Source organism: Streptococcus sanguinis, assembly GCF_050234405.1.
In the GTDB taxonomy this organism is placed as follows: Bacteria; Bacillota; Bacilli; order Lactobacillales; family Streptococcaceae; genus Streptococcus; species Streptococcus sanguinis_W.
On the sequence record NZ_CP092117.1, the window covers coordinates 125001 to 146281 of the forward strand.

Below are 21281 nucleotides of genomic sequence, written 5' to 3' on the forward strand. Positions count from 1 at the left end.
GAATCTCCAATTTTTTATCAAAGAGAGTACGTGATTACAAAATAGCTGTAATAATGTACCAATATTTGTTATTCTATAATCTTCCAATTACTCCCGTTCTTTTCAAGTACCAAATCAAATTGAGATACCTGCGTTGCTTTGGTCTGCTGGTCGATATACTCCACTGTCAGCGATACCGTGACTTGATTATCCTTACGATTGTGAATAGGATTTACCAGTTCTTGAAAGATGTACTCTTTTCCGATTGGTTTTAATATCCCGTCATTCACATAGTAGGAAAGTTCACTGGCTGTCGCTGTAGGATAGAGCTTGAAGAACGTCGTTAAAAACTCATTGATTTCATTGGTTGTAATGGAATCAACCGTCCCCTCACTTTCAATGGCTTTTGGTTTATAACTTGATTTCTTAGGTATGTTGGTAATGGTCGGATTCTTAACCAGTACCATATTTCCAGAACCATCTACATAGACACTCACTATATAAGCAGAGTGGACGGTCTTTGTATTTTCTCCCTCTGTAATGAGCTGGTCTACACTGTAGGTTACATTAAACTCATTGTCGCCAGTTGGCTCTACCGTCCATATCTGAAATCCTCTTACAGAAGACGATACAGGAATATCTTTGCGTACTGTATCAACATTGAGAGCTTGAAGTTCATCTGTCAGATAGCCTTTTAGACTTTCCATTCGATTATCAATGGACTTATCGGATTGCTCCCATGAATAGTAGACTTTCGCAAAGTTCTCTACAAAATTTTCTACATGATGAGTATCAACGTATTCCTTTTCTATGATAGTTGTTTCGTGAATAGTATGAGTATCTATAGCTGTAAAGTGCTTGAATATCGCAAAGCTGAAACTAAGCCCTAAAAGTACCCACAAGGCAATCACAACCTTTTTATGAGGATTGACCTTATAGACACGAGGTTTCTTTTCCTTTGGTATCTGTTTTTCTTTATTCTGATTTTTTCTAAATTTCATCATTAAATCTTCCTTTCTCATTGTTTGATTCGTCCTGCTCCCACTAAATGCTGTTGCCAGTAGGGGCTTGTTAAGTCGGCATAACCGATTGGGTCGCCTGCATGAAACATACGGTTATTGCCAAGGTATATCCCAACATGAGTAATATAAGAGCCAGCGTTATAGGTAGAATGAAAGAAAACCAAATCGCCAGCTTGTGCTTCCGATAGTGGGATATGCTGGGTCACATCATATTGCTGTTGTGCGGTTCGTGGTAAGTTAATTCCAGCTTTTCCATACGTCCATTGTGTCAGTCCGCTACAATCAAAAGAAGTAGTCGGGGAAGCTCCACCGTAAACGTATCGCCAGCCCTCATATTTCAGTGCTTCGTCCATGATGGCTTGTACCGTATCATCATCAAACTCTGTTGTGACAAGATACTGCGTTACCAGTTGCACATAAAACATATTGCCATAGTTGTATCGCCAGCCCCCATTGATAGGTATGGCTATGGGATTGGGGTAAGACACTTTTTCGCCACCTGAATACTCTTTTGAGAAACTTTGAGCCAGTTCAAAGGTATATTTATTTCCACGATTAGCCACATACCCTAAGAAACCACCACCATAATTGTAGGACTGGATAACCGATTCTAAATCTACACTGAGCCTTTCGCTACTGGCTAATAATTCACTGAAATACTTCACACCTTGCTTAATGGATTCTTCTGTACTCAATGAATTAGGTGGAAGACCGAGGGATTCCGAGGACTGCATAACATCTTCCGCAGTACCGCCCGATTCCACCTGTATAATCGCAAGAAGTATGTTGACATATTCTTCAACGCCATATTCTTTGGCATATTTTTCTACCATAGGCTTATGAGCCAGCACTTCTGCGGAAACATTCACACCTCCATAATGAATATTGGAAATTCCGCTGTCCTGTTCATCTGAAAATAAAATGGCAACAAACAGAAGCAGTGAGAAGACCATCAAGAATAATCCAGAACCACCAATCACTAAAGTTTTCAACTTCATGGTTTCTTACCGACTTTCTTAATGGTGGCGGTTTTGATTGGTGGTCTACTTCTTGTATTTTGTAGTGGTACTCTTTGAACAGTAGACGGACGTTCTTTTGTGATTGGACGTTGTGAAGTTCTATCTGCTGTAGTGGTTGAAGTTGCTGGCTTTTGAACGGTTTTTTCTTGAACGGTATTGCCTTGGCGTTCCACTTTTGGACTTGAAAAATCGGACTTAACTGCTGGACGCTCTTGTTTGGCTTGTTGAGATTCCTTATATGAAGTCTGAATATTAGACTGTTTTGAGGTCTGTTCATCATGATATTGTTCTTGTCTTGTAGTCGGTCTTTCATGAACAGAAGAAGCAGGCTGTTTTTTCTGTTTGACCTGTTCCATTTCAGAGCGACGCTTCGCAATGGTTTTTCGCCTTTGTTCCTGCTGTTCCTTGCGTCCACTGGCTCTGTCCGCTTTGGTTTGAGAAATACTACTGGTTAAATCACGGACATTCTCTTTTACTTTGGATTTTCCTTGATATACTGCATATCTTGCATTGGTCGGCAAATCTTTAACCTGTTCTTTCAAACCACTAGCAGTGTCTACCATTCTGTCTTTGGTATCAGCTACTGTACCGATGGTTTGACCGATACGTTTTCCAAGTGTTGATTTTTCCTTTCCGTCTGGTCGGGAGTGATCTGCTTGTGTCCTTGCAGAACTCCCCGAACCCGACTGTCCTTTTTTACCTGTAACAATGGCAGACCCAGCCCCTAGAGTAGTCATGGAACGTCCAAGTTTCCGCTGTAGACGGTGCATGTGAGCGTGCATAAGCATACGAGGTTTTCTCATCACACGACTTCCCACACTTTGAGAATCGTTACTCTGTAGAGAAAACATACTCATTAAATCGCCCAGCTTGAAGTAGATTCCTGCAAAGGTCACAATCTGTAGAAAAGCAATCAAAAAGAACGGATAACCAGCCGATAAGGTATAGAGCATGGTTGAAATACTAAATGCTGTCGTAATAATCAATGTGATTCCAGCTCGTGTCAAAATGGTATTAAAGAGCTTTGTTATGGCTCGTTTTGACATACCATCAAATGATGGAATCATGCTTAAAATAAAGCTCACAGGCAGAAACATAGCATAGATGATAAAAAGTACCTGCGAGAAAATCATGATTCCTGTTAATAGGAATACAAATATGGAAATCCCAATATTGAAGACAAATAGGAAGAAGACTGTACCTAAACGGTTAATGGTCTTTGTAATGGTTAGATTGGTATTGCTTCTGTCTTCAATTTCTTCCGCAACAATTTTTTCTCTGTCTTCGCCATTGTTGGAATCTGGGCTGGTGGAGAGCAGGCTTTCCACACGGTCAATACCGATACTTTCAATGTCTGAACTGTTGTATTGAAGCAGTAGCCACGGTTGCTGAACCTGTATGGAAAACAGGCTATCTCTGATTAAGTCCACGCTGTCCTTGCCTTGACTATCGGAATGGGGCATGACAATCTTCGTGCCAAGTGATAAACTGGCATTACTGATGTCTGATGAAAAGTCATTGATTTTTTTAATGTAGTCGGGAGCGTAGGCAATAAAGGAAGCCGATAGGATAAACACCAGCACAAAATTCATAATGGCATGAATTGCCTTTGTGGTTTCTCTCTTTATCAGTCCCGTATAGGCAACATAAACCCCAAGAACCAAAATCAAGAGTAAGAGGAATCCAACATAGAAACCCTCTGTTGAAAATCCGTTTGCACTCACACCAGCTAAGGTCTGCATATTCTTACCAATGGAATCTGCTGTAGCGGAAATGAAGTCTAAGGAATAGGCTTCCTGTACTAAGTAACCTGTCGCATTGGAAACATACAAACTGATTGTCCAAATAAAATTGGTAATGGCATATAGTCCATACATGACCTGTTTTCCAATCCCGTCCGACCAGTTCCACGGAAGCCAGCCCCAGCTATTATCCACATAAAAATCCAGTTGATAGTTTTCAAGTGGGTATCGGCTGTATTCATTTGCCACATTGACCGTATCATCTACCAAGCCCGCAGCTTGAACCACCGTTCCCAGCATGGCTAAAAGAAAAATGGCAATCACAAGTGTGAAAGCCACTGTCATTGCCACTTTACCTAGACGTTTCAGCGTCCAGTTTGATTTTATTCTGTTTACTATTGATGGTTTCACATTTACACCTCTTTTCGCACAGGTGGTCTGGTATCAAAGGCATGGAGCAGTTCTTCAAATACAGGGTGGAACTGTATCACACCGACACGACCATATAAATCACTGATAAGGCATTGCCCGTTTTCCAAATCACGCAATCGCTTCTGATTGTTTTCGTCCTCTGGGTCTACACCAAAAAAGGCTAAGGTCTTTTTAATCTCGTTAAGGTCAGTGGAACGAAATGCAAATTTTAAGCCGAGGTTATTTTTCAGTTTTTCATCTAAGAGGTCGTCTGTATTTTGGGTCACGAAATATACCCCAGCGTTCATAGCACGACCAGCCCGAACCAGCTTCATAGATAGTGTTTTTCCTTGTGCTACCTGTAAAAAGCTCCATGCTTCGTCTAAATCTACAATCTTGAAAATGCTTCGGTCTGTATGGATAAAGTCTAAAGCAAAGGTACTAATGACAATCAGCATAGCAACGGATAAAAGCTCCATAGTGGTATATTCCTCAAAGGAAGTTTCCTTGTCGGGAAGTACCAAGTCCGCAACCTGTATAATGTTCAGTTGTTTTTCTAAGCTGATAGACTGCTCCACATAACCATTACTGAATAATAAATGTGCAAAGTCATAGTCTGTAAAACTTTCGATATGGTCGGCTATACTGGTACTTAGTGGCGTATTCTCAACCCGTAATTCCTCAATCACTTTCATCAACCCTCGTACTTCACTATTGGTTACTGCACGAATGGCTTTTCTAAGGATTGGGAAGCGTTCCCCATCACGAGAGGAAATCCCCGTAAGGAATGTCAGAATATCAATAGCCAGTGATTCAGAATCTTTGGGATTTTTCATAATCACATAAGGGTCAAGTAAGCCTTTGTTTTTCTCATCAGAAGTCAGAGTGACGATATTGATTTCATGGGAAATCTCTGGCAAGGTTTCTTTCCATCTGCCACGTTCTGCTTTTGGGTCTACAATCACTGCTTGTGCCCCATAAAGCACCGCATAATAGACGATAAGGTTATTCGCAAAGGATTTACCACCACCCAGCGAACCAACAAAAGCCGACGCTAACGCATTGGTTACTGAACCCTTAACCCCTTGACTGGCAAGAGCAGGTTTCAGATAGACATTGCGTCCAGTATCTAAGCTGTAGCCAACATAAATCCCCTCATTTTCCCCCAGCATTTGAGTAGCACCAAAACCTAAACCAGCGAGGAAATCAGAGGTCACGTATTGAATATAATCATTCATATAACGCTTGCTGGCAGGTAAAAATTCTTCATGTAAGCCGAGCATATCCCCAAATGGTCGTACCAGTTTTACGCTTAAATCGTCATAAAAATCTTTCACTTCATTACAACGACGTTTGAGTTCGTCAAGATCATTTGCTGATACCCTTACCACATAAGACAGCTTGTACATAGATTCCTTGCTTTGGTCTAAATTGGTTTCCAGCTCATTCACACTTTCCAGAGCTTCCGCCACATTGGAGCTGGTTTCATTATCACTTTGCCAAGCGTGGTTATCCAAGTCTTTCAGTTCTTTCTTTTTATTGCGGACAGTAGATAGGGCTTTACGATTCGCTACAATTTCCACATTCATTGACGTATCAATCGGGAATGTAAATTGCTGTTGCTGGTAGTAGAAGATTTCAGAGGACGGGAAGTCCAGTTCTCCGACAATGCTGTTAATGGTAAAGTAAGCTACATAGACGGTTTCATCTTCCTGCTGGATTTTCAAATATCGCTGTTTTTCTTCCACCAAACAGCGAGTAGGCTTAATCAAGTCATAGTATTTAATCAGCGTTTCATTATCCAGCTTTTTCTTTGATAGATGGTACTCATACTCTTCATAGGCAGTGCCTGTCTGTCCGTAAAGGTGTTCAATCAGATAGCCGAAGTCGTCCTTATCTAACCTGCGGATTTTGAAACGACGAGAGATTTTATTTTCTAAGAGCTTTTCCATCTTCTGAAAACGCAGGATTTCATCATTACTCATACTAACAAAATCGCCCATCAGCTTATGGTTCACATCATAGACAAAATCAGACAAAGCATTTTTTGCTTCAACGGTAAGACTTTTCATAGAAAACTCCTGATCGTTGAGAAGCAACTTAAAGCCGATAAAGAAACGGTAGTTCACTTGATTTTCGCCAATCATGGATATTAAAGCGTCTGTCTGTTGGTCGATTTTGTCATAGGCAACCGCTTTGAGCTTGCCAGTGACTTCATTTTTGGAACGCTCTTGTGCAGAACGTATGCTGGATTCTGTACTGATTTGTAAAGCATGAATTTTGCCATCACGATTTTGTGCGATAAGCTGTCTGAAAGAATCATGCACTTGTATTTTCTGTTCTGGACTTAGAAATGAGTAATTGTAAGGAACAAGCTCATAGTAAGCATAACATTCCCCGTCTTTATTCCAGACGAGATTGTTTTCAATGTATTTAATTGGATATGCCATAAAATTCACTCCTAACTGCTGTAATGGCTTCTTGTGGCTGGTTTCTGCCAAGCGTTACTTTTTTTCCTGCATAGGTCAGCTTTGGTCGCAGTGCATAAGCAATGACAGACTTCAAAAATCCATAAGGCTTTTTACCATCAAAAGTTTTTGTAGACATAAACCATGTGAAAGCCACAGGAATCCCAAAGTATTTGAGAAATGCTCCCTCTATCATGGAAAGAGGGGGCAAGTTGCCAAGTATCATCACTGCAAAGAGTGACACGACAAACCATGTCATTTGCGTAAAGGTTATGGGAAACGGAAGTCTAAAATCATTGATAGAATACAGTACCTTTTCCACAGACCAGATACTGGTATAGCTTCGTATTTTCTTCATGTAATCAATCCTTTCATAAAAAATAGGGGTAGCTGATTGAGCCACCCCGTAAAATAGAAAATCTGCCAGTAGTAATGTACCGACAGATTTAATAGACGATTTCAAAAATCCCATGATTGGTTGAGATAAACGTTCCTGAAAGGTCTAAATCCCGACCATAGGCTTGATAATCAATATAGTTTTGAAGACTAGCTGGTACTTCGCCTAAAGCACCCGTTTCTTCAATGTAGTAGCGTGCCACGTCATACATATCATCACAATCGGAATGAATGATAATATCCTCTTGATGTTCGCTTAGTTCTTCAATGCTTGAAAAATGAGTGAGCAGAGCAGATAGCTCCGATTGTAATTCTTCGGGTAATTCCGATACCATTTCCCATAGTCGATTGAGTTCGCCAATGGAAGTGTATTCGTCAACCGTAAAGGGTAACTCGTAGTCATGAATGGCGTATTCCTCATATTCATCATTCAAGCCGATTTTCTCTTTGACTTCCTCAAAGTCAATGGGAAAGGTAAACCACGCACCGACCAATTCGCCCTCATTGTATTTGCCTAAATTCGCAATATAGACTTGCATATCGTCCATATATTCACGTCCTTTCTTTGTAGAGATTCAAAAATCCCTACCGCACTTCGTTTGGTGTACCATTCCTTTGCGGAACATAAGAAAACCACTTATATTCCACAAAAGAACGGTTTTATTTAAGCACCAATAATGCGATTGAATAGCTCTAGTAAAATGTCTTTTACTCCAGCAGCGTTGAAGACTAAGCCAACCGCAATAATCGCAATAATTAAAAAGCCAATCAGTTTGCTAAACTCACGCTTGAAGCCAAGATACAAGCCAATCACAACGATTGCTAAAAGCACCAGTGATTGAGCGTTTGATAGAAACCAGTTATAAAGGTTTTGTCCAAAATTCATAAAAATGTTCTCCTCTCTATATTCAATGAATTTGTATTTGAGTTATTTTTTTGTTGTTATCACGTCCTGTTCTTTTACTGACTGTTGCTTCAAAATCTGCTTGTGTCGGTCTGTCAGTTTCGCATGGTCGAGAATGTCTTTTACAACCTGCGTCTGGTTGATTTCATCAAGTTTAATCGCAACCTTTAAGGTCGGGGCAACTTGATGAGATAGCCAGTTCAGCGTCCTTTGGAAGGAGTAAGGCTCTGGTTTTGTGGTTAGTTTTAATCGTTCACGATTGTTCCCAATAAACCAAGCCCATTCTTCATTCAGTTTCCAATCAGAACGAGGTTTGGAATCGTCTTTATCTACAAAACGGATATACCGATTGATAATTTTAAAGGCGGTATGCTCTGGATTGTCATAGACGAGTAAATCACGGACTGCATAATAGGCACGCTCATTTTTCAATCGAATCTCAAAACGGTTTTTTACTTCTGCGTCTTCAATGGGAATATCATTTTTCTTGTACTGCTCGTAGTCCTTTTCATAGATACAGAAATAAACTTCACTTTGTAATGAACCGATATAGAGGGTGTTTCCCATACATTCCTTTTCCTCTTTGCGTACCAGTTCGCCACTGCGATAGCTTTTAAAACTGCGGAAGACGGAGATACATTCTTCCTGTTGGCACTTTTCAGTGAGTACAGGGATATTTAAAATCCCTGTCTTATCGTTAATGGCAAGGTCAAGGCGTTTCATCACACCGCCAGCCACCAAAACGTCCATAAAGAACTCATACCAGCTTCTTTGTTGTGCCAGAAGATAGCTTTCAAATTGTCTGCACCCACGACCTTTCAATTCCACCAGAACTCCTTTGTCCAGTTCATGGGAGCAAAGGACGAATATGTCGCCTAAAGCATAATGCTCTGAATAAGAATAGAAACCATAGTCCTCATGAAGAAAATAGGACAGTTTCAGTTGTAAGATGTTTTCGACCACCTGCTGTACGTCTGTTGTCGGAAAGCGAATTCTTACATAATCAAACAGCATTTCAAGGGGAGCGTCGGGATTGAAGCGTTCCAGAGCTTCCCAAAGGGACTGCTGTAAATCCTCTGATGGCTTGACTTTTCCTGTTTCAATATCGCTTAGATACTGCCTTGTAATACCAGTCGCAACAGCTAAACGGTTTTGAGATAGTCCATAAGCCAAGCGTTTTTCTTTTAAATGCTGTAACCAAGTTTGTTCATTCAGTAAAAATCCCTCCAATCAAAAAGGCGTATGTCAACTTTTAAAGCCCATTTGACATACGCTGAAATTTTGTAAATCCCTTGTAACCAAAGGATTTTCTAATGTTTTTTTGACTGTTTCCTGTCGATTTGTACCCCCCTGTTAGATACGGGGGGTTAAGTGCTGGCGTGGCTATTGCCACACCAGCCAGCAAGATCAGTCCACACCTGCGACTTCCGCTTCGCACGTCGCCTGCGTGGACTGTCTGCTGTTGGATAACTTTTTAATTTCCTCCAAGAAATCATATCCTTTTGGTACAAGGGGAGTATAAAACTCTGATATGACACTTGTTCCTACATCAACATAGCCACGACCTTTGATTCGCTTTAAGAAGAAATCCTTTTGTACGTCACTGCCAAACATCATGCCATAGCCCATTTCAGACATACGACCTAAAGCCACTCTGAAATTAAACTGATCACGGATTCCGTCGCCTAAATATTTTGCGTCTGGACGTTGACAAGCCAGTATTAGAAAGAAGCCAGCTTGACGACCTAACATGACAATCTGTTTCAGCTTATTCATAACTGCGGTGTTTTCTTTTGTTCCCAGCATTTCCATGAAAGCGACGTATTCATCAAAGATTAAGAAGTGTGCCGGGAGACCTAAGTAAGCATAATTTTTGCCAGTCTTATAGTTCTTCATCTGCTTCATTTCCTCACTACGTTTCATCATTTCTTCATAGAATGTTTCAATGCAAGAAAGCAAGTCTTCTTTTCTATAGTAGACATTTGCCATCACAGAACCTAAGTCCGCAAGATCAGCATTTTTCGGGTCAAGAATATACAGTTTTGAATCTGTATGAAGCAAGGCTTCAATCAGTGTCAGTATAAAGTAAGTTTTACCGCCACCTGTACCACCAGCAATCAACATATGAGGGAGCTTATCATATTCCCACCATACGTTTTTCATTAAGCGAAGTTTACCATCTTTAGCTTCTACTTCATCAATAGAAATACGACTGGCTATGGTGTCATAGAGCAAAGTATATTCCACATAGGAATCCTTTAACTCTTTATCCGTCAGCTCACAGTACAAGCCACTCTCTAATTTCTTTTCCAAGTGTAAGAGTTGGTCTTGATATTTTCCCAGCGTGATTTCCACCCGTATCTGTATCAAGCCATTTTTAAGTCGATAATACATTTTAGGGAAGTAGGTTATCTTTTCCTTTGTACGACCAGCACTATCTTTAAAGAAACCCTCTGTTTTGACCTGTTCAGATTCATACCACTTGTTTTCAAGTATCATCTTTGCCAGTTTTTGACGGTGGTAAAGTTGTTTAACCGTATCATAGCGAACCCGTTTGAATACAAACGCTACCAGCAAGCAGATAAGAATTGCGACACTGAAACTGATAATTAAATAGGGAATGTCAATCTTATCTGCTTGTGATAGGTTAAAATCCTGCCAGTTGATCTGCTGGATTGTCTTCACATGAAACAGTCCGACAACCAGCAGGAAAACAGGCAGGAGTGACGCTATCGTAAAATGAAAGACTAAATCTTTACCAGATGGGCGAATCCTTTTACCACGCTGTTTCATGCGAAAAAGTCTCCTTTCTACCTAGCGACTATTTGTCTTGTGTCGGTTCTTTCTTTGCTTGTGGTTGAGCTTTGAATGAACTAGAATCCTTTGTCAGCACAATATCGTCTGCCTTGATATACCAGTCAACATCTGCTCCTTGATAGGTGGCAGTAGCAACGGTGTCCGCAATGGGATTGATAAGTTCCACCCGTGCGTTATAATCAAACTCTTTCAAAGGCACGCTGGCAGGAATACTTACTTGAATCATGCGTCCTTGTCCTTTGGATTTTAAGTCATAGGTACGTTCCTTGATTTCATCTGAAACCGACCCGTCTTCATTTTGGATTCTCACTTCACGACGTAGAGCAGAGAATTTCAATTCTCCAAAAGTCGTGTCTTTATCTAATACAATGCCATTTGCTAATCTCATCATTTTTCCTCTCTTTCTTTATTCTTTTATCATGTCGTCAGCATGTAAAAGGTAATTTGTAAAACCACGAGTGCCGATTTTGTAGCCCTCTGCGGTAATACGTGGATTGACTAACTTCACACGTTCCTCAAAGCCGAAATGTTTTTCGCCAGCTTCAGCAGGAAGCACCACCACAATATCATCTGCTCTTTGAACATCAGAATAGAGATTATAGCTTCTTGATAAGACAGTTAGCCGTCCGTTGATTCTTCGCTGAACGACTTTATCCTCGCCAGCAAATTCTAAATTGCCGAATGTTTTTTCCATGTTGGGAATCACAAATTTAAGTTCCATATTTTTACCTATCCTTTCTTTTTTATTGGCTGAATGAATGTTTGATGGTCTTAAAGAGTGGGGAACGACCTTTTGATTCTTGATTTTTTGTTTTCATAAGTTCACTTCCTTTCAAAATCGGGTAAAAAAATAGACACCTCATTTTTTGAAGTGTCTACCTATTAAATATTCAAATTTTATTGGAAGTATCTTTATATCTTCACTTTTCAAGGATAAATCGTCGTATCAAAGCTCATTCATAAGTAGTAAATTAGTAGTAAATTGAGTGGTTTTGACCTTGATAAAGTGTGATAAGTCCAGTTTTTATGCGGATAACTAGATTTTTATGCTATTTTTATTATAAAAATAATGAAACCATTTGCCAATAGCATTTCCCTAACAATCCAGTTATTCTGCTTAACATCAGTCACTCTTAAAAGTTTTCCACAGCATGTTGACAAGTTTGTCAAGGAGCTTGACAGCTCTTTTTATTTCTTGAAATGAAAATCAACTTTTTTAAGATTTTTTGTGATAAAATAAAGCCAATTCCGAATTGTAAGGTAGGAGGTTCTATGAAAGCAGAAATTATTGCTGTGGGCACCGAGATTCTGACAGGTCAGATTGTCAATACCAATGCCCAATTTTTATCTGAAAAACTGGCGAGTCTGGGGATTGATGTTTATTTTCAAACAGCAGTGGGGGACAATGAAAATCGTCTCTTCTCTGTTTTGGAAATTGCCCAAAGGCGCAGTAATCTGATTATCCTGACTGGAGGCTTGGGGCCAACAGAGGATGATTTGACCAAGCAGACCTTGGCTAAGTTCTTAGGGCGTGAGCTAGTCTTTGACCCACAGGCTGTGGAAAAGCTGGATCGCTTTTTTGCTAGCCGGCCAGATTATGCTCGAACGCCCAATAATGAGCGTCAGGCCCAGCTGGTCGAAGGCTCAACTCCGTTACCAAATGCCACCGGCTTAGCTGTCGGAGGATTGTTAGAAGTAAACGGAGTGACCTATGTAGTCCTGCCTGGCCCGCCTAGTGAGCTCAAGCCCATGGTCAATAACGAGCTGGTTCCCCTCTTATCCACAGGCCAGAAATTGTATTCACGAGTGCTGCGCTTCTTTGGTATCGGCGAGAGTCAGCTAGTGACTATTTTGTCAGAGATGATTGAGCAGCAGAGTGACCCCACCATTGCTCCTTATGCAAAGACAGGGGAAGTTACCCTACGACTGTCCACCAAGGCTCTGAGTCAGGTAGAAGCTGACACCAAGTTTGAGGCTGTGGAAAAGGAAATTTTGGAACATAAGACTTTTGAGGGACAGCCCTTGTCAGAGATTTTCTATGGTTACGGGGATGACAATTCCTTGGCACAGGTGGCTTTTGAGTTGCTGAAGAGTCAAGGGAAGACGATTTCGGCGGCGGAGAGTCTGACAGCAGGCCTCTTTCAAGCGACCTTGGCTGATTTTGCTGGAGCCTCTTCCATTTTTTCAGGTGGCTTTGTCACCTACAGCATGGAAGAAAAGAGCCGGATGCTAGATATTCCGTTGGTAGACTTGGAGAAGCATGGAGTTGTTTCAGCTTTTACGGCAGGGAAAATGGCAGAGCAGGCTAGAAAGCTAACCGAAAGTGACTTAGCTGTCAGTTTGACAGGTGTGGCAGGCCCAGATTCACTGGAAGATTATCCTGCAGGGACCGTTTTTATCGGTTTAGCTAGTGCTTCAGGAACGGAAACTATTAAGGTCAATATTGCTGGACGCAGTCGTCGTGATGTGCGGAAAATTGCTGTTCTGCACGCCTTCAACCTAGTACGAAAAACTTTATTAAATAGCTGAATTTTGGTATAATTAACAGATGGCCAAAAGACATTTTAGAAAAAACAGGAGAAATAAATGGCAAAGAAACAAAAAAAATTAGACGAAATCTCAAAGAAATTCGGCGATGAGCGCCAAAAAGCCTTGGATAATGCCCTGAAAAACATTGAAAAGGACTTCGGTAAGGGAGCCATTATGCGTCTTGGCGAGCGGGCAGAGCAAAAGGTTCAAGTCATGAGTTCAGGCTCTTTGGCCTTGGATATTGCTCTTGGCGCTGGGGGTTATCCTAAGGGACGGATTATTGAAATTTACGGTCCAGAGTCTTCTGGTAAGACAACCGTTGCTCTTCACGCAGTTGCTCAAGCGCAAAAAGAAGGTGGTATCGCAGCCTTTATCGATGCTGAGCATGCTTTGGATCCATCGTACGCAGCTGCTCTGGGTGTTAATATTGATGAGTTGCTGCTGTCTCAACCTGACTCTGGGGAACAGGGACTGGAAATTGCCGGCAAGCTGATTGACTCAGGTGCGGTGGATTTGGTTGTTGTGGACTCAGTTGCAGCTCTGGTACCGCGTGCAGAAATCGATGGCGATATTGGTGACAGCCATGTCGGCTTGCAGGCTCGGATGATGAGCCAGGCTATGCGCAAGCTGTCTGCTTCTATCAACAAAACGAAGACGATTGCGATTTTCATTAACCAGCTGCGTGAAAAAGTTGGCGTTATGTTTGGTAATCCTGAAACAACACCAGGTGGCCGTGCACTGAAGTTCTATGCTTCTGTCCGTTTGGATGTCCGTGGCAATACTCAAATCAAGGGAACTGGTGATGAGAAGGATACCAATGTTGGTAAAGAAACCAAGATCAAGGTTGTTAAAAATAAGGTTGCTCCGCCATTCAAGGAAGCCTTTGTAGAAATCATGTACGGAGAAGGCATTTCTAAGACAGGTGAGTTGATTAAGATTGCGACTGATTTAGATATCATCAAAAAAGCGGGTGCTTGGTACTCCTACAATGATGAAAAAATCGGTCAAGGATCTGAAAATGCTAAGAAGTACTTGGCTGATCATCCAGAAGTCTTTGACGAAATTGACCGTCAGGTCCGTGTACGCTATGGTTTGATTGAAGGCGATGACTTGGCAGAAGCGGTTGGCAACAAGGCTGACAGCTCTGTGGAAACGATGGAAGAAGTGACTCTGGATTTGGACGATGCCATCGAAATTGAAGAGTAATTTTGCAAAATAGGTCGCAAGACCGATGGTTTTTGTGATATAATAGACTACGATATTAGTATCGTGTAGCGAAAGGAGTACTTACATGATCACAATCTATACTGTCTCAAGTTGTACTAGTTGTAAAAAAGCAAAAACCTGGCTAAACGCTCATCAATTAACTTATAAAGAACAAAATTTAGGCAAAGAAGGCATCACCAAAGAGGAACTTCTGGATATTTTAACCAAAACAGAAAATGGTATCGCGAGCATTGTTTCATCAAAAAACCGCTATGCTAAAGGTTTGGGTGTTGACATTGAGGAGTTAAGTGTCAACGAAGTTCTTGATATTATCATGGAGACCCCGCGTATTTTGAAAAGTCCTATCTTAGTGGATGATAAACGTCTCCAAGTTGGTTACAAAGAAGATGATATCCGTGCTTTTCTGCCACGTTCTGTTCGTAATGTTGAAAATGCAGAAGCTCGTCTGCGGGCAGCTCTCTAATCTTTGAATATAACTGAAAGAGTCGGGAAGAGAATCTCGGCTCTTCTTTTTGTTCAGATTGACAGGGGCTTTGGCGACAGGATGGATTGACAAGGAGCAGAACTGTGATACAATATCTCTGAGGAGGATGGAAGATGAAGAAAATTTTATTAGGACTGGGCTTGAGTGTGGCGTTGTTAGCAGGCTGTGGACATAAAAAGACAGAGACGAATTCGAATGCGGCTGACAAGAAAGAAATCAGCAATAATTTGCCTATCATTGATAATGCTAAGCAGCAGGAAGTGATTACTCGGACACTTGTTTTTCCAAAGGATGAACGAGGAAACCAGCAGAGCCAGACAGTGACTTATCAGGGAGAGCATTTTAAACGCTTGGTTATTGAAAGGCTGACCGCGACTGATAATGAGATGAAAGAAGCTATCAAGCAGATGGGACTGGAGGAAGCGCAGAAGTCTCTCAATGAGTCACTGGAGCAGGATGCAGACTATGTGCAGGCTCGTGGACTTCAAGGCTTTAGCGGCTCAGTGACAATTTTGAATGAGAACGAGCTGAAAATGACTTCTACCTATGATTTTGAGAGCCTAGATATCGAAAAAGCAGCGTCTATGCCTTATTTTCAAAATCTCAAGCTCAAAGAAATGATTAAGCTGACACCAGAAGAATATATCAACAATCTCCTGATGAATGGAGCAGAAGAGCAGAAATAAGCTGCTCTTTTTTATTACATTTTAATGACAGAGTGACAATCAGTTTGACAGCGCCGTTTTTATAATGATATGATAAAATCAGCTCAATATTGAAGGAGATAAGACATGAGAAAATTAATTGTCTTTTTGCTGGCAGCTTTGGCAATCTTAACAGCTTGCAGTCAGCAGTCAAATAACAGTTCATCCTCACAGGGAGGGGCTGGAAAAGGAGATATTGTCACTAAGTCCTATAAAACTGAGAAGCAATTGGAACATGGAAAAGAAACCAGAATCTTAACCGTCAGCTACAGCGGACAGAAGTATGATAAGGTTATTCTGCATGTCAGCAAGGCTATTCCTGACAACATCAAGGAAGCTCTGTCAAAGCAGGATGTTTCCACTGTGAAGAAGGAAATGCTGTCTTTGATCGAGGAGGCACTAGGTCTGAAAGAGGCGGTGAATATCACTGGTCTTGACTTGAAAACAGATATGACAGCGGAAGAGATTTCTCTGGAGATGACTATCGATCCGGAGAATCTAGACTACGAAGCAGCCAAAAAGCTTCCAAACTACGCGCAGCTGTTTGAGCAGATCGAGACCCTGACTCCGGAAGAATTGCTGAACAAGTTTAAGGGAAGCGACGGCGTGGAAGTGCCCGCTTCAAATTAGGAAGTTTCCATCCAGTTCTCTAAAGAGAGCTGGATTTTTGCTGGATTTTAGAGTCAGTCTTCGGATAAATATTAGCTAAAGTTTATTGAAAAATTAGGAGAATTCAGGTGAATTAAATTTGTGAAAAGCCTATAATTATGCTATAATAGGGATATTCTAAAGAAAGAGGGTGTAATTGTGGGATTTACAGATGAAACAGTACGTTTTAATCTCGATGATTCAAATAAAAAGGAAATTAGCGAGACTTTGACCGATGTCTACAAGTCGCTCAATGAAAAAGGATACAATCCAATCAATCAAATCGTGGGATACGTACTCAGTGGCGATCCTGCGTACGTACCTCGCTATAACAATGCCCGCAATCAAATCCGCAAATACGAGCGCGATGAGATTGTTGAGGAGTTGGTTCGTTATTATTTGAAAGGACAAGGCGTCGATCTCTAATGAGAATTATGGGATTAGATGTGGGCTCGAAAACGGTTGGGGTTGCCATTAGTGATCCTCTTGGTTTTACAGCTCAAGGACTGGAGATTATTCCGATTCATGAAGAAAAGGGCGAATTCGGCTTAGAGCGCTTGGGCGAGCTGGTGAAAGAGTACAAGGTTGATAAGTTTGTTATTGGCCTGCCTAAGAACATGAACAATACCAGCGGGCCTCGAGTGGAGGCCAGTCAGGCTTATGGCCAGCGGGTTGCTGAGCTGTTTGGTTTGCCGGTTGATTATCAGGATGAGCGTTTGACGACGGTGGCTGCTGAACGCATGCTGGTGGAGCAGGCGGACATTAGCCGCAACAAGCGTAAGAAAGTTATTGATAAGCTGGCGGCGCAGCTGATTTTGCAGAATTATCTGGATCGAAATTTTTAGAAAAGAAATGAAGGAGACACTAGTATGACACATAATCATAACCATGACCACGAGCATGAAGAGCGTGAATTAATCACCTTGGTTGACGAGCAAGGGAACGAGACTTTATTTGAAATTCTTTTGACCATTGACGGTAAGGAAGAGTTTGGCAAGAATTATGTTCTTTTGATTCCGGCTAATGCGGAAGAAGATGAGAACGGTGAAGTAGAGATTCAAGCTTATTCCTTTACTGAAAATGAAGATGGCACAGAAGGCGACCTGCAGCCAATCCCAGAAGACTCAGATGCTGAATGGGATATGATTGAAGAAGTCTTCAACAGCTTTATGGAAGAGTAAGATTGGCCTAGCCTCGTTTCTAAAAAAGACAAGCGCAGGCGAGATGCTAGCTAAACTTGACAGATGAAGGAAGTAGCCAAGGCTCGGTTATTTTCCATCTCATATCATAAACATTAGAAAGAGGAGCGAGTTGCAATTCAGATTTGAATTCTGCTTCGCTGCTCTTTTTTAGGTAAGAAAATGAATGAAATTGAAGAATGGCTGAACAGCCGAATTGGTCTAAACTTTCGTTCGGGTCTAGGGCGGATGCGGCAGGCAATGACTCTTTTGGGAAATCCTGAGCAGAGTTTTCCAACGATTCATGTAACTGGTACAAATGGCAAAGGCTCTACTATTGCTTTCATGCGTCAGCTGTTTGCGGGGCATGGTCGCAAGACAGGGAGTTTTACCTCGCCTCATATGATTAGTATTCACGATCGGATTTGTATTAACGGTCAACCGATTGCTCCAGCTGATTTTATCCGTCTGGGTCAAGAGGTGCAAAAGATGGAGCAAGAACTGCTCAAAAGTCATGATCAGCTGTCCTATTTTGAAATTCTGACCTTGATTGCCTTTCTCTATTTCAAGGAGCAGGAAGTGGACATAGCCCTGATTGAGGTGGGAATCGGCGGACTCTTAGACACGACTAATGTCATTACGGGAGATATTGCGGTCATCAGCTCCGTAGGCTTGGATCACCAAGAGACTCTGGGAAGGAGCTTGACGGCGATAGCAGAGCAAAAGGCAGGGATTTTCAAGCCGGGGCGGCCAGCGGTCATCGGGCCGCTGCCAGAGGAGGTACGATTGGTTTGTGAGCAGAGAGCTGAGGAGCTGGGAATAGAGCTCTATCAGTATGGTCGCGATTTTTCTCTGGCAAATCAGACTTTTTCCAATTCGACTGTGACGTTATCCAATCTTAAACTGGGCCTCAAGGGAGGCTATCAGGAGGAAAATGCAGCGCTGGCTCTGCAGGTTTTTCTGCTCTTCATGCGGCAGCAGGGCTGGGAGATAGATTCTGCTAGGATTCGGACGGCCTTGCAGGAGACTCGCTGGGCAGGGCGCTTGGAAGAAGCCAGTCCAGGTATTTATCTTGATGGGGCCCATAATCTTCCTGCACTAGAAAGGTTAGTAGAGTTTATCCAAAGCCAGAATGATAAAGAGTGCTTGCTTCTTTTTGGTGCTCTCAAGCGTAAGGACTATAGCACTATGCTGGCTTATCTGCGAGAGGCTCTGCCAGATGTTCAGTTGACGGTTACTTCCTTTTCTGATGGAGATTCCCTTGGTCAAGCTGAAGCGGAAGGCTTCTTATACATAGAGGATTATCGGCAGCTTATTCAGAATTTTCAGGAGAGGCAAAACGCTAATCAGCTGCTTTTCATTACGGGTTCTCTTTATTTTATTGCAGAAGTCAGAGCTTATTTAACAAGTTTATAAATTGACCGCCAGAGTCTCGCTTTGGTACAATAAAGACAGAAGAAAAAGGAGAACACTATGGCAATTTCTAAAAAGTTAATCTTTTCGGGTCTAACTGCTGCGGCTGTTTTGGCCTTGGCAGCTTGCGGTTCTAATCAGAACCAGACGGCACCTTCCTCTCAGTCTCAGTCAGTCGCTTCCGGTAAGCCAGCAGAGTCTTCGTCAGTAGCTAGCACGTCTAGTGAGGCCAATAACAGTTCATCTGCTTCAGCATCCTCTTCCGAGCAAGCAGCCAATGGCGAGCTAGATGGCAGCTACCAGACAAGTCATGAAGGCGATCAGCTGACCTTGCAGATTTCAGGAACTACTGGCCAGCTGACCAAGGTTGAGGCGGATGGTGAGCAGGAAATTGAGCAGGTTCAGATTGATGCTACCAACCAGACCATGATCATCGGAGATGATGTCAAGCGCTATCGCATTGAGGGCAATCAGCTGACTATCGAAGACCTTTCCCAAGAGCCTTATGATGATGACACACTGGTCTTTACGAAACAATGATGAAAGAGCCCTGTCTTGAATAGGGCTTTTCCTTTTATTAGTTGTAATCTTGCAGTGCGACATAGAGGATATTAATATTCAAAAGCTGTACTTAGATTTTTATCAATCAGAAATACAGTTTGCATTGATATAAACGTTGTTTTAAGGCAATTTTACTGCTATACTAGAATATATGCAATGAGATAGGAGAGTGTATGACTTTCAGGAAATTCCGCTTATTAATGTCAAAATACGGTTTCAGCATCATTATTATGCTGCTGGAGCTGGTCTTTGTCTTTGTTGCGTTTTTCTATTTTAATGAGATTGCACCCAACTGGCTGTCAGTGGCGATGATTGTCTTCTTGTATATTGGGACCATTTTAGCGATTGTCAACCGCAATATGCCGCCTGAGAGCAAGGTGACCTGGCTCTTAATTGCCGTCGTGCCGGTCTTTGGCTTCCTGCTTTATCTGATGTTTGGTGAGCGGCGGCTGTCTAAAAAAGAAATGATTCAGCTGGAAAATATGGACTCCATGAAATTTCGTGAGGACAACAGCTATGATCTCCGTGTCCAGCTAAAAAAAGAAAACAAGTCGGCCTACGGTATTATCAAATCACTGCTGAGTATGGACAATAATGCGGATGTCTATGACGGTACAGCTTCTCGTTATTTCCCTATCGGAGAGGAGATGTTTGAATCCATGCTGGCTGATCTGCGGGCTGCTGAGAAATTCATTTTTCTGGAATTTTATATCATCGATGAAGGGCTGATGTGGGACAGTGTTCTGGAAATCTTGGTCGAAAAAGCTTCGCAGGGCGTTGAAGTCAAACTGCTCTATGATGATATTGGCTGCATGGCCACTTTGCCAGGCGATTATACGCGTAAGCTGCGCAAAATGGGTATCGAGGCTTATAAGTTTAACAAGGTGATCCCGCGGATGACGGTATCCTATAACAACCGTGACCACCGCAAGATTTTGGTCATTGACGGTCAGCTTGGCTATACTGGCGGCATCAATCTGGCTGACGAGTATATCAATCATATCGTTCGTTTTGGTCACTGGAAAGATGGCGGTGTGCGCTTGGAAGGTCGGGCAGTCAAGGCTCTGACGCGGCTCTTTCTCATGAACTGGTACATCAACCGCGGGGAAATCACAGACTTTGACAAGTACCATCTGGAAAATAAAGCTGTCGGAGGCAAAGGGCTTTACATTCCCTATGGCAGCGGGCCTAAGCCTATTTATAAGGGTCAGGTTGGCAAAACAGTCTATCAAAATATCATCAGTCAGGCTACGGACTATGTCTACATTACCACGCCTTATCTGATCATTGACTACGACCTGACGGAGGATATCAAGAATGCTGCTATGCGGGGAGTGGATGTCCGCATCGTGACTCCTTTCATTCCGGATAAGAAGCTGATTCAGATTGTCACTCGCGGAGCCTATCCGGATCTGATGGAAGCAGGGGTTAAGATCTTTGAGTACACGCCAGGGTTTATCCACAGCAAGAATGTGGTGGCCGATGATGAATTTGCCGTGGTAGGGACGATTAACTTTGATTACCGCAGTCTAGTGCATCATTATGAAAATGCAGTCCTGATGTACCATACGGAGAGTATTCCAGCTATCAAGGAAGATTTTGAAGCCATTTTTGAGGCTTCTGAGGAAATTCTTCCTGAAAATCTTGATAGCAACTGGTATCGTCGCCTTATTAAAGAAATCATGCAGCTTTTTGCCCCCATGCTCTAATGCCGGAGGAGGATAAGTTCTGCAGAAATATACAGAAACTCTGAGGCGGAAGTCTCAGACTTTTTTGTAT

22 protein-coding genes are annotated in these 21281 nt (G+C 42.1%); 11 read left to right on the plus strand and 11 right to left on the minus strand.

Annotation, left to right across the window (positions count from 1 at the left end; translation table 11 throughout):
- Nucleotides 1-68 precede the first annotated feature (68 nt).
- From MFP28_RS00705 to MFP28_RS00755, 11 genes are all read right to left on the minus strand, one after another.
- Nucleotides 69-1001, minus strand: coding sequence for a conjugal transfer protein (locus tag MFP28_RS00705; RefSeq protein ID WP_001224318.1), 933 nt, complete (start codon nucleotides 999-1001; stop codon nucleotides 69-71).
- Nucleotides 998-1999 carry a lysozyme family protein gene (locus MFP28_RS00710; RefSeq protein WP_000769868.1) on the minus strand — a complete coding sequence of 334 codons (1002 nt, stop codon included), beginning with the start codon at nucleotides 1997-1999 and terminating at the stop codon, nucleotides 998-1000. The genes MFP28_RS00705 and MFP28_RS00710 overlap by 4 nt, the downstream gene beginning before the upstream one ends.
- The gene (locus MFP28_RS00715; protein ID WP_000804748.1) at nucleotides 1996-4173 is read right to left on the minus strand and encodes a CD3337/EF1877 family mobilome membrane protein; all 2178 of its coding nucleotides are present in this window, start codon (nucleotides 4171-4173) and stop codon (nucleotides 1996-1998) included. Before MFP28_RS00715 ends, MFP28_RS00710 begins: the two co-directional genes overlap by 4 nt.
- Before the next feature lie 2 nt (nucleotides 4174-4175).
- Nucleotides 4176-6623, minus strand: a complete 2448-nt coding sequence (locus MFP28_RS00720) for an ATP-binding protein (RefSeq protein ID WP_000331160.1) — start codon at nucleotides 6621-6623, stop codon at nucleotides 4176-4178.
- Entirely contained in the window at nucleotides 6607-6999 is a 393-nt protein-coding gene (locus MFP28_RS00725; protein ID WP_000723888.1) for a conjugal transfer protein, read from the minus strand. Before MFP28_RS00725 ends, MFP28_RS00720 begins: the two co-directional genes overlap by 17 nt.
- Before the next feature lie 88 nt (nucleotides 7000-7087).
- A complete protein-coding gene (locus MFP28_RS00730; protein WP_000342539.1) occupies nucleotides 7088-7585 on the minus strand; it encodes an antirestriction protein ArdA in 498 nt (165 codons plus the stop codon).
- Nucleotides 7586-7701: 116 nt separating this feature from the next.
- A complete protein-coding gene (locus tag MFP28_RS00735) occupies nucleotides 7702-7923 on the minus strand; it encodes a hypothetical protein (protein WP_001009056.1) in 222 nt (73 codons plus the stop codon).
- Nucleotides 7924-7965: 42 nt separating this feature from the next.
- A complete protein-coding gene (gene mobT, locus MFP28_RS00740) occupies nucleotides 7966-9171 on the minus strand; it encodes a MobT family relaxase (RefSeq protein WP_000398284.1) in 1206 nt (401 codons plus the stop codon).
- A 177-nt stretch (nucleotides 9172-9348) separates the two neighbouring features.
- Nucleotides 9349-10734, minus strand: coding sequence for an FtsK/SpoIIIE domain-containing protein (locus MFP28_RS00745; protein ID WP_000813488.1), 1386 nt, complete (start codon nucleotides 10732-10734; stop codon nucleotides 9349-9351).
- A 28-nt stretch (nucleotides 10735-10762) separates the two neighbouring features.
- On the minus strand, nucleotides 10763-11149 hold the full coding sequence (locus MFP28_RS00750) for a YdcP family protein (RefSeq protein ID WP_000985015.1): 387 nt from the start codon (nucleotides 11147-11149) through the stop codon (nucleotides 10763-10765).
- Between the two features lie 15 nt (nucleotides 11150-11164).
- Complete coding sequence (locus tag MFP28_RS00755) at nucleotides 11165-11479, minus strand: YdcP family protein (RefSeq protein WP_000420682.1); 315 nt, start codon at nucleotides 11477-11479, stop codon at nucleotides 11165-11167.
- A 551-nt stretch (nucleotides 11480-12030) separates the two neighbouring features.
- Here MFP28_RS00755 and MFP28_RS00760 point away from each other — a divergent pair.
- The 11 genes from MFP28_RS00760 to cls all read left to right on the plus strand — a co-directional run bounded on the left by MFP28_RS00760 (nucleotide 12031) and on the right by cls (nucleotide 21211).
- Nucleotides 12031-13287: a competence/damage-inducible protein A gene (locus MFP28_RS00760; RefSeq protein WP_032916165.1), complete on the plus strand. Its 1257-nt coding sequence runs from the start codon at nucleotides 12031-12033 to the stop codon at nucleotides 13285-13287.
- 57 nt (nucleotides 13288-13344) lie between these two features.
- Nucleotides 13345-14493, plus strand: coding sequence for a recombinase RecA (gene recA, locus MFP28_RS00765; protein ID WP_002907738.1), 1149 nt, complete (start codon nucleotides 13345-13347; stop codon nucleotides 14491-14493).
- 85 nt (nucleotides 14494-14578) lie between these two features.
- Nucleotides 14579-14977 (plus strand): transcriptional regulator Spx, encoded by a 399-nt coding sequence (gene spx / locus MFP28_RS00770; protein WP_002894078.1) that lies wholly within the window; start codon nucleotides 14579-14581, stop codon nucleotides 14975-14977.
- A gap of 134 nt (nucleotides 14978-15111) precedes the next feature.
- On the plus strand, nucleotides 15112-15684 hold the full coding sequence (locus tag MFP28_RS00775) for an SP0191 family lipoprotein (RefSeq protein ID WP_002907741.1): 573 nt from the start codon (nucleotides 15112-15114) through the stop codon (nucleotides 15682-15684).
- 105 nt (nucleotides 15685-15789) lie between these two features.
- Nucleotides 15790-16332 (plus strand): hypothetical protein, encoded by a 543-nt coding sequence (locus tag MFP28_RS00780; RefSeq protein ID WP_002907743.1) that lies wholly within the window; start codon nucleotides 15790-15792, stop codon nucleotides 16330-16332.
- 177 nt (nucleotides 16333-16509) lie between these two features.
- Nucleotides 16510-16776 (plus strand): IreB family regulatory phosphoprotein, encoded by a 267-nt coding sequence (locus MFP28_RS00785; RefSeq protein ID WP_002894075.1) that lies wholly within the window; start codon nucleotides 16510-16512, stop codon nucleotides 16774-16776.
- Entirely contained in the window at nucleotides 16776-17195 is a 420-nt protein-coding gene (gene ruvX / locus MFP28_RS00790; protein ID WP_002907745.1) for a Holliday junction resolvase RuvX, read from the plus strand. Before MFP28_RS00785 ends, ruvX begins: the two co-directional genes overlap by 1 nt.
- A gap of 24 nt (nucleotides 17196-17219) precedes the next feature.
- Nucleotides 17220-17531 (plus strand): DUF1292 domain-containing protein, encoded by a 312-nt coding sequence (locus MFP28_RS00795; protein ID WP_002907747.1) that lies wholly within the window; start codon nucleotides 17220-17222, stop codon nucleotides 17529-17531.
- A 180-nt stretch (nucleotides 17532-17711) separates the two neighbouring features.
- Complete coding sequence (locus MFP28_RS00800; RefSeq protein WP_002907753.1) at nucleotides 17712-18944, plus strand: bifunctional folylpolyglutamate synthase/dihydrofolate synthase; 1233 nt, start codon at nucleotides 17712-17714, stop codon at nucleotides 18942-18944.
- 57 nt (nucleotides 18945-19001) lie between these two features.
- Nucleotides 19002-19481 carry an SP_0198 family lipoprotein gene (locus MFP28_RS00805; protein WP_002907755.1) on the plus strand — a complete coding sequence of 160 codons (480 nt, stop codon included), beginning with the start codon at nucleotides 19002-19004 and terminating at the stop codon, nucleotides 19479-19481.
- A gap of 194 nt (nucleotides 19482-19675) precedes the next feature.
- Nucleotides 19676-21211, plus strand: a complete 1536-nt coding sequence (gene cls / locus MFP28_RS00810) for a cardiolipin synthase (protein WP_032916166.1) — start codon at nucleotides 19676-19678, stop codon at nucleotides 21209-21211.
- Nucleotides 21212-21281: the final 70 nt, after the last annotated feature.